The organism is Lihuaxuella thermophila (genome assembly GCF_900110165.1).
Taxonomy (GTDB): domain Bacteria; phylum Bacillota; class Bacilli; order Thermoactinomycetales; family Thermoactinomycetaceae; genus Lihuaxuella; species Lihuaxuella thermophila.
Genome location: NZ_FOCQ01000005.1, coordinates 101,481 through 115,018, shown reverse-complemented (window position 1 = coordinate 115,018; position 13,538 = coordinate 101,481). Strand labels below are relative to the sequence as shown.

Genomic DNA, 13,538 nt, shown 5'->3' with positions numbered 1-13,538 from the left:
TTTCTCTCTCCTTTATTACGGTAATCGGTTCACCCATGCTTCGTCATAAACCATGTCAAGATACCGGTCCCCCCGGTCGGGAAAAATGGTGCAAATGCGGTACGGCCGGGGCAATGTCGGAATCAATTTTTGGATTGCGGCGATCACCGACCCCGATGATCCGCCGGCAAAGATTCCTTCATGATATAAAAGATCCCGGCAGCCTTGCACAGATTCCCGATCGTTCACATAGACCACTTCGTCGATTTCGTCTTTTGCCAATATTTCGGGAACACGGCTGGAACCAATTCCCGGCAGCTCCCTTCGCTGCGGTTTTGCTCCGAAAATAACCGAGCCTACGGCATCAACAGCAATCACTTTTAAGTTGGGAAACTTTTCTCTTAACCTTCTCGCACATCCTAAAATACTTCCGGTCGTGCTGACAGCTGCGACCAAACAATCCGGCGGCTCAGTGAGCTGTTCTGCCAGTTCTTTGCCTGTCCCGTGATAATGAGCCTGCCAGTTGCGGTCATTGGCATATTGGTTCATCCATACGGCATTGGGAATGGTATGTAACAATTCTTGCACACGCTTAATCCGTGTTTTTAAGTAGCCACCCTGATCATCGGCTTCGGTGACCATCTCAATATGTGCGCCTAACTGTTTGAGGATTCTAAGATTGGATGGAGCTGTTTTCGGATCAACGACACATGTAAACTTTAATCCATACACCCGCGCGACCATCGCCATGGCCACACCCAAATTGCCCGAGCTGCTTTCAATCAGATGTGAGTCCGCGGTAATCGTTCCCTCGCGCAATCCTTGCTCAATCATGTATCGGGCGGGCCGGTCTTTCATACTGCCACCCGGATTCATATACTCCAGTTTGGCAATGACTTCAATCCCTCTCTCCCGAAACAATCGCTGCAAGGAAACCACAGGAGTATTGCCCACACAATGAATGATTGATGACGGCAAGGCTTGTTTCTCCTGGTTTTGCTTTTCCACTGAGAGAGCCAAATGGTTCACCTTCTCCCAAATGATAATCATTTTCATTTGTGATTGTAAATGAAAATCATTATCATGTCAAACACAAATTTATGCTGCTGCATTTTTATTTTTACATGGTTGGCAATCGCCATCAGACTGCCCCGCCAATCCCGGAAAATAAGTAAACCCGGCTTCCTTGCCGGAAACCGGGTTCGGTATGTAAATAAAAAAGACGCCTTCAAGCGTCTGCGTCTGAATACACAAGCTTTTGCGGAAAGCAAACAATAAGCCGAGTTCTGTACTCCGAGTGGTACAAGCGACGGCTTGTTCGCCTCCCACCCATTGGAGTGGCAATCATCTGTCTAGGCCATGTATTGCTACATGGCTCAAGCGACCTACCCGAGATCACTGCGGGCCACAGTTGCACACCATATGCGTGCGGATCTCCTTTTAGGTCTTGCTCCGGGTGGGGTTTACCTAGCCAGCATGTCTCCATGCTGCTGGTGCGCTCTTACCGCACCGTTGCACCCTTGCCTGTGAGGCATGAGCCTCCATCGGCGGTCTACATTTCTGTGGCACTAGCCTTAGGGTCGCCCCCACCGGCCGTTAGCCGGCACCCTGCCCTATGGAGCTCGGACTTTCCTCCCGTGGGACCTTTCGGTACACCACCGGCGATTGCCTTGTTTACTTTCCTGCTCAACAGACATCATTTTATCAAATGAAGGAATAGAAATCAATAGGAAGATATTGGGAAGTGACCATTGTCCTTCATGCCGAATTCTATGGCTTTGCCCACTTCCATGCTCTGCAGAGATTCCCCGGAATTCCTTGAAGATGGGAGGGATGCGCTCATAGAAAACGGAAGGGATTAGTGTTGACTTTGGATGCCAAAATCGGAACGCGGTCGCCCAATTGTTGCTTCAGGACCTGACAGACGCGCTCCACGACCAGGTGTTCCACATGATGCCCGGGATCGATCAAACACAGCCCATACGCCAAGGCATCTTGGGCAACATGGTAGTCGATGTCTCCGGTGATGTATACATCCGCTCCCATGCGTTTGGCATCCAGGAAATAGCGTCCGCCGGAACCACCCAAAACGGCTGCGGTTTGCACGATTCGGTCGGGATCGCCGACGATGCGCAATCCCTCAACCTGATACACTTGTTTCACCAGCTGGGCAAATGTTTTGAACGGCATCGGCTGAGGCAGTTTTCCAATCCGTCCAAACCCGACGGGTTTTCCTTTCAGGTCCAGTGGATAGATGTCGTAAGCCACTTCTTCATACGGATGGGCAGCCAACATGGCATCGATGACGCGTTCCTGGATTCGTTCCGGGAGGATGGTTTCAAGCCGAATTTCCTTTACTTTCTCCAGTTGACCTTGCTTGCCGATATATGGATTGGTTCCTTCTTCGGGCAAAAAGGTCCCGGTTCCCTCGAGATTAAAGGTACAATGGCTGTAATTTCCGATCCAGCCCGCTCCTGCTCCGCCCAGGGCTTTCAACACCTGTTCGTGATGATCTTCGGGCACAAACACGACCAGTTTTTTCAGTTTTTCTTCCCCATACGTAATCAGCACCCGGGGATCTTGCAACTGCAATTTTTCCGCCAGGACATCATTTACTCCGTCATCGGCCGCGTCCAAATTGGTATGAGCGATATAGACGTTGAGATCGTGCCGGAGCATTTTCTGAAACAGCCTGCCGGCCGGCTGGTCGGTACGAAGTGCTTGGAGCGGCTGATAAATGACCGCATGGTGGGCAACGATCCAGTTTGCTCCTACGCGAATCGCTTCATCTACCACTTCTTCGTTCACATCCAGGGTGACGAGAATCCCCCGCACTTCAGACTTTGGATTTCCCACTTGCAAACCGATCCGGTCTTTCTCAACGGCCCAGGCAGGGGGGGCATATGTATCCATACAGCGAATCAATTCGGTTCCTTTCAGAGACATGCCATCACCTTCTCCCATTCTTTTATTTCTTTTTCCACTTCAAGTTTTCTTGACCGCGCTTCTTCAGATACCGCACGTTCCAGCTGCTTGAGGATTTTTTGCTTTCCTTTCCATTCTTCCAGGAGCTTTTTCTTTAAAAGAGGATGCTTTTTTTGCCACAAGACGGGCCCGATTTGTAAGAGCATCTTAATGTCCAGAGTCCCGTCGCGATAGGCAGAGTCCCCGTTTCCCGGTTCGGCCACGATGATTTCGTATAAGATCTCCGCGTCTTCGACAATGGTTTCATCGATGATTTGAAAGCGGTGATTCATGAGCCACTCCCGAACCCGGCTTGCGCCGATATTTGGCTGCAACACCAGCCGTTTTACCGATTCCAACCGATCTCTTCCTTCATCCAGGATGCGAGTAATGAGCGAACCGCCCATTCCGGCAATCACCACCACATCCACTTCATTCGGTTTGATCACGGATAAGCCGTTCCCCAACCGTACGTCAATCAGGGACGAAAAACCCATCTGCTTTACGCGGTCGCGCGCATTTTCATAAGGACCCCTGTTGACTTCTCCAACGATCCCCTTGTGCAAACGCCCCTGTTTGGCCACGTGTAGAAGTAAGAAGGCGTGATCTCCGCCAATGTCCGCCACCCGCATGTGATCGGGAATATAACCGGCAATCGTTTGTAATCGTTGTGAGATTTGCCACGTCTCCTGATGATTCATCCTGGTCGAATCGCCCTTTCATTATTCTGCGCTTTTTCATTATATCATCAACTCCGGCAACGATTGTATTTAAGTAAGTTTGTCCAGGAAAAGCCCTATCCTGATTTCAAATATTGAAGCGTTGAGAGTGAACCGCCCATCAATGCCGGAAATTCGGCCGATAATCAACCGGATATAGAAAAAGCCGGTCAAGTTTTATTTACCGGCTCTTCCGCTTTTTATTTTGGTTACTTAAAGTACAGCCATTCTTGAAAGAAAGGAGTCAAGTCCCTGCCGGCAACCTGGCTGGCCACCTGGATAAAATCCCGTGTAGTCGCTGTCCGGTATTGAAACTTCTCGTAATAGGCGCGCAGAATGGCAATCACTTTGTCTTTGCCGATTTGATCCATCAAGTTATACATCATCGCCGCCGGACGGATATAGACCATTAATCCGTAAACCGAATCGGGGTATTGATACAGCGAATCCGCCGAGGTCACTCCGGCTGCTTTGTGGATTTCGTTGCTTCGTATGGTTGCCCGCTGCAACAGATCTGTTTCATTTTCCTTCATTTTTTCCTGCATGTAAAGAAACTCGGAAAAAGTGGTCAATCCTTCATCCAACCACGGCTCCTTCACCTGGTTATTTCCAACGACCCCGTACCACCATTGGTGGGCCAGCTCATGCACGACGACATTGACGGCCGGGCTTTGTCCTTTCCTTGTCGGAATGCGGGGAATCGAGGTCACCAGTCCGGGATATTCCATGCCGGCGATGCCGTAGCCGGTTTCGCCGAGCACCACATCCACTTCTTTGTATGGATACTTTCCAAATTTTTCTCCGTAGAAGTTCATCCCCGAAACCGCCGCGCTGTGGAGTGCCGGAGCCACATCCTCCATCCCGGCCAGATACCAGAGATTAACTTCCGTCTCTCCTGCCTTGCCGCGAATAGCTTTGTAATCTTTGGTCAAGACAGCCGCGAAATCACGCACGTTTTCCTGTTTAATCGTAACCGGAGACCGGTATTCCTGCTCTCTGTCATCACCGGTAGTAATGACACGATATCCTCGCGGGATGCGAAAAGTGACTTCAAAGTCCGACATCTGAGTGTAAAAAGGATCGCCGATCGTCGTATAAGGCTCGATATGCCAGCCGTCTCGGTCCTTCACAGCCAACATCGGATACCATTGCGCGAGAAAGGCCGTGTTTTTATAAGTATTGAGCCTTGTCCCCCCCTGAGGCAGACGCAGGCGGTAATCCATCTCGATCCGTGCCGACTTGCCGATGGGAAGAGGAGCGGGCAAAGGAACTTTCATGATCGTTTCCCGAATGGTTTCCTTGACCGGAGTTCCGTTTACTTTTACATTGGAAATCTCAATAAACCCCGGCCGGGTTGGTTTTGACTCTTTTCCAAACTTCCAATCGCGAAAGACATTGGGATACAGATGAAAATAAACTTCTGTCTGCGGTTCGGTTCTCGTCTCCTGCAACGTGACAGCCATGTGCCCGGTCACTTCATTTTTATGATTGTCATAGGATGCATCGATTTGATATAACGGGCGGTCTGTCATCACCTGAGCGGGAGGCTCTTGCTGCGACCCGGGGGAACTTTTGCTCTTCTCTTCTGCAGAGAGATTGGAGAGAGTGCTTACCATCGCCATCGCTACGAGCACAAAACTGATGCTAAAAGAAAAAAAGCGACGCTTCATCTGCCGATTCACCCCTTAAGGCTGGAATCTGTTCTTACATAGGATGACCCAACCGGAGTGAAATTATGACAGAATCCACGTCTGTCCGATTCTTACAGGTTTCCGCGGCGTGCCTGTTCGCGTTCGATCGCTTCAAACAGCGCTTTAAAGTTTCCTTCGCCAAACCCTCTGGCACCTTTGCGCTGGATGATTTCAAAGAACAACGTGGGCCGGTCGACGATCGGTTTGGTGAAGATTTGGAGCAGATATCCTTCGTCATCACGGTCAACCAGAATGCTCAGGCGTTTCAAATCTTCCATGTGCTCTTCGATCTCGCCTACTCTTGCTGTCAACTCGTCATAGTACGTTTCCGGTGTATAGAGGAATTCGACACCATTTTTTCTTAATGATTCCACCGTTTTCACGATGTCTTCAGTGATCAGGGCGACGTGTTGAACCCCGGCGCCATGATAAAATTCAAGATACTCCTGGATTTGCGACTTTCTCTTTCCTTCGGCGGGTTCATTGATCGGGAATTTGATGCGCCCCGTTCCGTTCTGCATCACCTTGGACATCAAGGCAGAGTACTCGGTGCTGATGTCCTCGTCATCAAAATGGATCATTTGCTTAAATCCCATCACTTTTTCATAATAGGTTACCCATTCCTCCATCTTCTCCACATTGCCCACCACATGGTCAATTCCCACCAGGCCCGTGGACTCGACGGGAATCTCTATTTCGCATGGGACAAAACCCGGCGCGAACAGACCATGATAGTTTTTCCGTTCAATCAGGGTGTGAACCGTATCCCCGTAAGTGCCGATCACCGCTTTTTTAATCACACCATGATCATCTTTGATTTCATGGGGTTCTTTGATCACGATCGCGCCTCTTGAAAGCGCTTCCGAAAATGCTTTTTCAACATCCTCGACTCTGAGAGCGATATCTTTGACTCCGTCTCCATGCTTTTTCACAAATTCGGCAATTTCATGATCGGGAGAATATGCACCGCTGATGACAAACCGGACTTGCCCCTGCTCAACCAGATAGGAAACTTTTTCGCGGCTGCCCGTCTCCAAACCGCAGTAGGCAACGGGACGAAACCCGAACGTACGGCAAAAGAAATACATCGCTTGTTTTGCGTTGCCAGTATAAAATTCCAGATAATCGACATCCAAAATAGGCAAAAAATCTTCCTGAAGTCCTTCAGAGAGGAAAGATTCCTTAAGCATGCGATTTCCTCCTCAATTAAAATTGTTCCTTACTTTCAGATTAACGGTAAAAAAAGCAATGGCGCAAGCATTCACAGTACTGCGCCATCGCTTTGCTGTAATGAAAGGCTGCGGAATTCTTCGGGAATCATGGAATAAACACAAGTATTCTCCAACCGGTTATCCACTGCCAGGCAACTGTTGCGCAGCGTTCCTTCCAACCGGTATCCCAGGCGTTCCGCAACTTTCCTGCTTCTTACATTTCTCTGGTCACAACGGATTTCCACGCGATTCGCCTTTAAGATTTCAAAGGCAAACACGGTAAGCCCGCGCACGGATTCAGTTATGTAGCCTCTCCCCGTATAGCTTTTGCGGCACCAATAACCGATTTCAAACTTCGGAATCCTCCAGTCAATCCGGTGCAATCCGCTGCTGCCGATAAAAACTTTCTTCTCTTTCTCGAATAGATGGAAGCGCAAATCCGTTCTCTCCAGAAATTTGCAATGAGCTTGTCTTACACTCGCTTCCGTCTCTTCTCTGGTTGGCGGATGTTGTGCCCACGGCATCCACGGTTGCAAACTTTCCAATGATTCCATGATGGCTTCATACACTTGTTCTCCATCCCCAGGCAAAGGCAGGCGTATGAGCAACCGTTCCGTTTCAAAGGAATGAGGAAAATTGATCAAGATCGGTGGTACCGGATCCATCTTGCGATTCCCCACTTCTGTTAAAAATCGTTTCTATACCAGATTTTACTGGATCCCGGCAAAAAAACAAACCGAATCTGGACAAGATTCGGTTAAGAATAAATATTTTTTTGGAGGGATCGCCAAAATTTTCCGATTTATGCAACCCCGGCGATGTGGAATGTTGCCGGGCAAATCCTTTACCTGTCTGGTGAAAATTCCTTCACATATTGTTCCCTCAGTTTATATTTCTGAATTTTACCGCTGGCTGTCATCGGATACTCCTCAACAAAAATAACCTGAACAGGAATTTTATACTTGGCAATTTTCCCGACACAATAGTTAATCACATCTTCGGCGGACAGTTCCTCTCCTTCTTTTTTCCGGACAAAGGCAACCGGGATTTCTCCGTACTTTTCGTCGGGGACGCCAACAATCTGAACATCCAATACCTTGGGATGAGTATAGATAAATTCCTCAATCTCACGGGGATAAATGTTTTCTCCGCCCCGTATGATCATATCCTTCAGCCGCCCGGTAATGCGGAAATATCCCTGTTCGTCGCAAACGGCAAGGTCTCCGGTATGCAGCCACCCTTCCTCGTCGATCACTTCCCTGGTCGCTTCCGGCATCTTATAATACCCTTTCATGACATGGTAGCCGCGTGTACAAAGTTCCCCCTGCACTCCCGGCGGAACCGTTTCCCCCGTTTTGGGGTCAATGATTTTCACTTCCGTGTGAGGCAGCTTCCGGCCAACCGTGGATACCCGGATCTCTATCGGATCGTTCGTTCTCGTCTGAGTGATCACCGGCGAGGATTCCGTCTGGCCGTATGCGATCGTCAATTCCCGGATTCCCATCTGCTGGGTGACTTTCCGCATCACTTCAATCGGGCAATTGGATCCGGCCATAATGCCTGTACGGAGTGAACTGAAATCGGTATGGGCAAAGTCGGGGTGGTTCAGCTCGGAAATAAACATGGTCGGCACGCCGTGCAGTCCGGTGCATTTTTCCTGCTCTACCGCCTTGAGCACGGTACCGGCATCAAACATGGTGAGCGGGACCATCGTTGCACCCACACTCACACATGCCAACGTGCCCAGCACACATCCAAAGCAGTGAAAAAACGGAACGGGAATGCAGAGCCGATCCGCAGAGGTCAGTTTCATGCACTCGGCGATGTTGCGGGCATTATTGACGATGTTATGGTGAGTGAGCATCACGCCTTTGGGAAAGCCGGTTGTTCCCGAAGTGTACTGCATGTTGATCACATCATCCGGCGAAAGGGAGCCTTGCCGCTTCCGGAGTTCCTCATCCGAGACTTCTTGGCCCATCTCGATGATGTCTTTCCACAAAAACATTCCGGGATAGCGCCGCTCACCCAGCAGGATCACATTTTTCAAGCGGGGGAGCCGTTTTGAATTCAGATGCCCGGGGGAACAGGTTTCAAGCTCCGGGCAGATCTCCATCAGCATGTCAACGAAACTGACTCCACGTACCTGCTCCATCAGGATGAGCGTTTCCGTATCCGATTGGCGGAGTAAATATTCCAATTCGCGTGTCCGGTAATTGGTATTGACGGTGATGAGAACGGCCCCCATTTTCCCCGTTGCAAATTGAGTGATCAACCACTCGGGCTGATTGGTCGCCCAGATGGAGAGATGATGACCTTTTTTGAGGCCCAGCTTCATGAGACCTTTGGCCGCCTGGTTGCAAAGCGCCTGAAATTCCCGGTAAGTCCAGCGCAAGCCAAGCTCCGGATAAACAACCGCTTCTTCCTGTCCTACCTGTTCCGCTTGATGGTCCAACAGGTCTCCCACCGTCATACTGATCAGCTCTGCCACCCGTGATCACTCCTCTTCCTTGAAAATTAACACCCGATTTCTCTGGCAATAATATTTCTCTGAATCTCGGAGGTCCCTTCTCCGATTTCCGTCAGTTTTGCGTCACGGAAAAAGCGTTCCACTTTGTAATCATGCATATATCCCCAGCCGCCGTGTATCTGAACGGCTTGATTACATACATTCATCGCCACTTCAGAAGCATACAGTTTGCAAATCGATGCTTCCTTGGTGAATTTTCTGCCCTGATCCTTTAACCAGGCGGCTTTATAAACATAAGTTCTGGCCAGTTCAATTTGCATGTGCATATCGGCCAGCTTATGCTGAATCGCCTGAAATTTGGAAATGGATTGTCCAAACTGTACGCGCTCTTTGGCATATTTGAGCGCCAATTCATACGCTCCCTGGGCGATTCCCACTGCCATGGCTCCGATCCCGATCCGTCCGCCGTCCAGCGTGATCAGAAACTGTCTAAACCCTTTCCCGATCTCACCCAGAATTTCCTGATCGGTCACACGCACATTTTCCAAAATCAGTTCCGTGGTATTGGAGCTGTGCAGGCCCATTTTGACGTAATTATCGATGACCCGGAATCCCGGTGCATCCGTGGGTACGATAAAAGCGGTAATTTCCCTGACATTTCCCATGTTTCCGGTAGCCGCAGTCAAGGCGAGAAATTTTGCGTAACTGGCATTGGTGATAAAGCATTTGGAGCCGTTGATCACCCATCCGTCCCCATCTTTGACCGCCCTTGTTTTCGTCCCGCCCGCATCCGATCCGGCATTTGGTTCGGTCAGGCCAAACGAGCCAAGCGTTTTTCCTTCACATAAAGGAACTAAATATTTTTGCTTCTGTTCCTCTGTGCCAAACAGATATAAGGGGGCACAACCCAGGGAAATGTGGGCTGAATAGGTAATTCCCGTTGAAGCGCAAACGCGGCTGAGCTCTTCCACAGCGATCGCAAAGCTGATCGTATCGGCTCCGCCGCCCCCGTATTCTTCCGGAAAGGGAAGCCCCATCAAGTTTAATTCAGCCATCTTGTCGAAAATTTCTTTCGGAAACCGCTTGGTCCGGTCCCGTTCGTCGGCACCGGGTGCCACTTCTCCCTCGGCGAAATCGCGCATGAGTTTGCGGATCATGGTTTGTTCCTGTGTCAAGTCGAAATTCACCGGCCCCACTCCTTATCTATCTGTATTTTGGTAGCGCTTTCAATACCATTATAGGTGGAATCGCGCTTTTCCTTCAAGAATTTTTAGAAATCCCTATCATATTCGACATTACGGGCTTAAAGCTCATTTGCATTCGGCTGGGAAAAGGGATAAAATTGAATCAACAAAAGACAAAAAAATAAAAAAAGCACCTCAGATGAGGTGCCAAAAAGATAAAAGGGTTTATTCGAGAAAGTCTTTCAAGCGTTTGCTGCGACTGGGATGACGAAGCTTCCTGAGCGCTTTCGCCTCGATCTGGCGAATGCGTTCACGGGTGACGCCAAACACTTTACCTACTTCTTCCAAGGTCCGCGTACGTCCGTCATCTAATCCAAAGCGGAGGCGAAGAACATTTTCTTCACGCTCTGACAGGGTATCCAGCACATCTTTCAGTTGTTCCTTCAAGAGTTCATAAGCGGCTGCTTCGGCAGGTGCCTGTGCATCATCATCCGGAATGAAATCACCGAGATGCGAATCGTCCTCTTCTCCAATCGGGGTTTCAAGGGAGACCGGCTCTTGGGCGATCTTCATGATCTCCCGCACTTTTTCCGGGCTGAGACCCATCTCTTCGGCGATCTCTTCAGGAGACGGTTCGCGTCCCAATTCTTGCAGGAGCTGTCTGGATACGCGAATCAACTTGTTGATCGTTTCCACCATGTGCACAGGGATGCGGATCGTACGCGCCTGGTCAGCGATCGCGCGGGTGATCGCCTGCCGAATCCACCAGGTTGCATAGGTACTGAATTTGTACCCTTTCCGGTAGTCAAATTTCTCGACGGCCTTGATCAGACCCATGTTCCCCTCTTGAATCAGATCCAAAAACAGCATTCCGCGCCCTACATACCTTTTGGCGATGCTGACGACCAGCCGCAAGTTAGCTTCCGCCAGCCTGCGTTTGGCCTCTTCATCCCCCTGCTCGATCCTCTTTGCCAACTCCACTTCTTCTTCCGCGGACAAAAGCGGAACCCGGCCGATCTCTTTTAAGTACATGCGAACAGGGTCATTGATTTTGACGCCTGGCGGAACGGACAGGTCATCATCCAAGTACGGGTCTTCCATCTCCACATCCGGATCTTCCCGGTCGTTGAAATCGTCGTCCGAATCGTTGATGACTTCGATTCCTTGCTCGGTGAGCTGTTCAAAGAATTCATCCACCTGTTGCGGGTCCTGGTCAAAAGCGGCCATTTTTTCCATGATGGTCTTATATGTCAAGACACCCTGCTTTTTACCCAACTCCATTAATTGATCTTTGACTTGCTCCAAGGTGAGGTCCAACTCGGTATCAACATTTTGTTCGTTCGCCAACGTACTTCCTCCTTTCTGATGAACTCGTCAATTCATCCGCAATTGTAACTGTTTCCTCAGCTCAGTGATCTCGAGTGACAGCTGGGCGGCTTTTACGGGTTCATCAGCTCGCGATAATTGTTCAACCAATCTTTCCTTCTCCTCGATTTCCTTCAGGAGCGGATAATTGCGGATATGCCGGACATAATCGTTTAAAGCCTCCTGTGAAACTTCGTCCGGTAAGTCCAGCATGGCCAATTCACTGGCTTTCTGTATTAAGGCTTGATCCGGGAGATGACCGATAAAGCGGCCCACATCTTCCGGATTTCCTTGTTCGTAATAGGCATATAGGTAGGCAGCCAGAGCCGCATAAATCTCGGTATGAAAATCAGCGCCCAATACTCTTTTTACCCATTCCGTGATGCTTTTGTCACGCATCATGTGGGCGACTAAGAGCATTTCCGATCTTTCCGTGACGGAAAGAAGCCGTGATCCTCCGATCATTTGTTTGCCAGTCTCACGGTAGTACCCATTATTCCACTTGCTCTCTCCTTTATCCCTGCCCGCCTCTCTCTTCTTCAGCGCTTTCCGCTTCCGAAGCTCCTCTTTCAAGGAATCCAGAGACAGGTGGAACTCTTCGGCAAGCCGGCGCAAATAATGATCCTGTTCGATGGCGAGGGGCAGATCGGAAATCACGTCGACCGCTTTGGCCAGGTACTTGATTCGCTCATCCTCATCCCGCAAATTAAAGCTTTTTTTTAGACTTTCCAGTTTAAAAGAAGTTAATGACAATGAACCGGCAAGGATCTCTTCTTTAAATGCGTCTCCCCCATGTCGCCGGATGTAATCGTCCGGGTCCATTCCGACCGGCATTTGCGCCACTTTGACGGTGCAATCATGATTGCGCAAGATTTCAAGCCCGCGAAGCGCCGCTGACTGTCCTGCGCTGTCCGCATCGTAGCAAATAATGACGGTTTCTGCATTTCGTCTGATCACCCTCGCTTGATCATCAGTGAACGAAGTACCCAATGTGGCAATCCCGGTACGGATCCCAGCCTGCCATGCAGCAATCACGTCCATATAGCCTTCAAACAGAACGGCTTGCTGCTCTTTGCGAATATGGGAGCGTGCCCGATGAAGGTTAAATAAATGATTCCCTTTATGAAACAAAGGAGTTTCGGGGCTGTTTAAATATTTCGGGTGTCCATCTCCGATGATTCTCCCGCCAAAAGCAATAACCCCGCCTTGTGAATCGTGAATGGGGAACATAATTCTGTTTCGAAAACGGTCATAATATTTTTTTTGTGCGGGGGAGTCACGAGTAGCGATCAGACCAGCCTTTTCAAGTACTTCTTCTTTAAAGCCTCGTTGTTTGAGAAATGAGAGAAGAAACTGATTTGAAGGAGGAGCAAAGCCCAATTGAAATTCTTCGACGGTCTCCATCGAAACTTGACGCTGTTTCAGATATTCTCTGGCATGGCGTCCATATTCGGTATGAACCAAGAGATGGTGGTACAATTTAGAAGCCAGCTTCAGGGCCTCTCGCATCTGCCGGCGCTCTTCCTCTTCTCTGCCATCACTGACGGGCCCTGTCTCAGGAATGTGAATCCCGGCCTGCTCTGCCAGATGCCTGACGGCTTCGATAAATGTGTATTGCTCGATTTCCATCACGAATTTGATGATGTCGCCACCAGCTCCGCACCCGAAGCAGTGAAAGATCTGCTTTTCCGGGGAAACCGAAAAGGAGGGGGTTCTCTCTGAATGAAACGGGCACAAGCCGAAGTAATTTCTTCCGCTTTTCTTCAATTGAACATATTGTTGTACAACATCCAAGATATCAAAGTGTCTGCGTACGCGGTCGATGATTTCGTCAGGGATTCGTCCTCCCATGCAAACCACTGCTTTCTGTCCTGATACCCGTATCCTTGATCCCGAAAACTATTAACCGGAACAACTTTTATCTATTCGCCATGATTCATCAAAGTCCTTCAGATCAT

General features: G+C 49.5%; 10 protein-coding genes and 1 other RNA gene. All 11 read right to left on the bottom strand.

Annotated elements, in window-relative coordinates; translation table 11 throughout:
• Positions 1 to 15: 15 nt before the first annotated feature.
• The 11 genes from sbnA to dnaG all read right to left on the bottom strand — a co-directional run bounded on the left by sbnA (position 16) and on the right by dnaG (position 13,431).
• A complete protein-coding gene (gene sbnA, locus BMW55_RS06965) occupies positions 16 to 1,029 on the bottom strand; it encodes a 2,3-diaminopropionate biosynthesis protein SbnA (RefSeq protein ID WP_089966987.1) in 1,014 nt (337 codons plus the stop codon).
• 210 nt (positions 1,030 to 1,239) lie between these two features.
• Positions 1,240 to 1,660: RNase P RNA component class A (gene rnpB, locus BMW55_RS06955), an RNA gene on the bottom strand.
• Between the two features lie 158 nt (positions 1,661 to 1,818).
• Positions 1,819 to 2,925: a Nif3-like dinuclear metal center hexameric protein gene (locus BMW55_RS06950; RefSeq protein ID WP_089966722.1), complete on the bottom strand. Its 1,107-nt coding sequence runs from the start codon at positions 2,923 to 2,925 to the stop codon at positions 1,819 to 1,821.
• Positions 2,916 to 3,644, bottom strand: coding sequence for a tRNA (adenine(22)-N(1))-methyltransferase (locus BMW55_RS06945; protein ID WP_089966721.1), 729 nt, complete (start codon positions 3,642 to 3,644; stop codon positions 2,916 to 2,918). The genes BMW55_RS06950 and BMW55_RS06945 overlap by 10 nt, the downstream gene beginning before the upstream one ends.
• Positions 3,645 to 3,871: 227 nt before the next feature.
• Positions 3,872 to 5,332, bottom strand: coding sequence for a M1 family metallopeptidase (locus tag BMW55_RS06940; RefSeq protein WP_089966719.1), 1,461 nt, complete (start codon positions 5,330 to 5,332; stop codon positions 3,872 to 3,874).
• Between the two features lie 92 nt (positions 5,333 to 5,424).
• Entirely contained in the window at positions 5,425 to 6,543 is a 1,119-nt protein-coding gene (gene hppD / locus BMW55_RS06935; protein WP_089966718.1) for a 4-hydroxyphenylpyruvate dioxygenase, read from the bottom strand.
• A gap of 71 nt (positions 6,544 to 6,614) precedes the next feature.
• Complete coding sequence (locus tag BMW55_RS06930) at positions 6,615 to 7,229, bottom strand: GNAT family N-acetyltransferase (protein ID WP_089966716.1); 615 nt, start codon at positions 7,227 to 7,229, stop codon at positions 6,615 to 6,617.
• Positions 7,230 to 7,408: 179 nt separating this feature from the next.
• On the bottom strand, positions 7,409 to 9,043 hold the full coding sequence (locus tag BMW55_RS06925) for an AMP-binding protein (RefSeq protein ID WP_089966985.1): 1,635 nt from the start codon (positions 9,041 to 9,043) through the stop codon (positions 7,409 to 7,411).
• 35 nt (positions 9,044 to 9,078) lie between these two features.
• A complete protein-coding gene (locus tag BMW55_RS06920) occupies positions 9,079 to 10,218 on the bottom strand; it encodes an acyl-CoA dehydrogenase (protein ID WP_089966714.1) in 1,140 nt (379 codons plus the stop codon).
• 222 nt (positions 10,219 to 10,440) lie between these two features.
• Positions 10,441 to 11,496 (bottom strand): RNA polymerase sigma factor RpoD, encoded by a 1,056-nt coding sequence (gene rpoD, locus BMW55_RS06915; RefSeq protein ID WP_425283827.1) that lies wholly within the window; start codon positions 11,494 to 11,496, stop codon positions 10,441 to 10,443.
• Between the two features lie 93 nt (positions 11,497 to 11,589).
• Complete coding sequence (gene dnaG, locus BMW55_RS06910) at positions 11,590 to 13,431, bottom strand: DNA primase (RefSeq protein WP_089966712.1); 1,842 nt, start codon at positions 13,429 to 13,431, stop codon at positions 11,590 to 11,592.
• Positions 13,432 to 13,538 lie beyond the last annotated feature (107 nt).

Excerpts from the sequence above, each read along its gene's own strand:
- BMW55_RS06945 (WP_089966721.1), bottom strand. The coding sequence starts at position 3,644 with ATGAATCATCAGGAGACGTGGCAAATCTCACAACGATTACAAACGATT.
- rpoD (WP_425283827.1), bottom strand. The coding sequence starts at position 11,496 with ATGGAGTTGGGTAAAAAGCAGGGTGTCTTGACATATAAGACCATCATG.
- BMW55_RS06950 (WP_089966722.1), bottom strand. The coding sequence starts at position 2,925 with ATGTCTCTGAAAGGAACCGAATTGATTCGCTGTATGGATACATATGCC.
- BMW55_RS06940 (WP_089966719.1), bottom strand. The coding sequence starts at position 5,332 with ATGAAGCGTCGCTTTTTTTCTTTTAGCATCAGTTTTGTGCTCGTAGCG.
- sbnA (WP_089966987.1), bottom strand. The coding sequence starts at position 1,029 with ATGATTATCATTTGGGAGAAGGTGAACCATTTGGCTCTCTCAGTGGAA.
- dnaG (WP_089966712.1), bottom strand. The coding sequence starts at position 13,431 with ATGGGAGGACGAATCCCTGACGAAATCATCGACCGCGTACGCAGACAC.
- hppD (WP_089966718.1), bottom strand. The coding sequence starts at position 6,543 with ATGCTTAAGGAATCTTTCCTCTCTGAAGGACTTCAGGAAGATTTTTTG.
- BMW55_RS06930 (WP_089966716.1), bottom strand. The coding sequence starts at position 7,229 with ATGGATCCGGTACCACCGATCTTGATCAATTTTCCTCATTCCTTTGAA.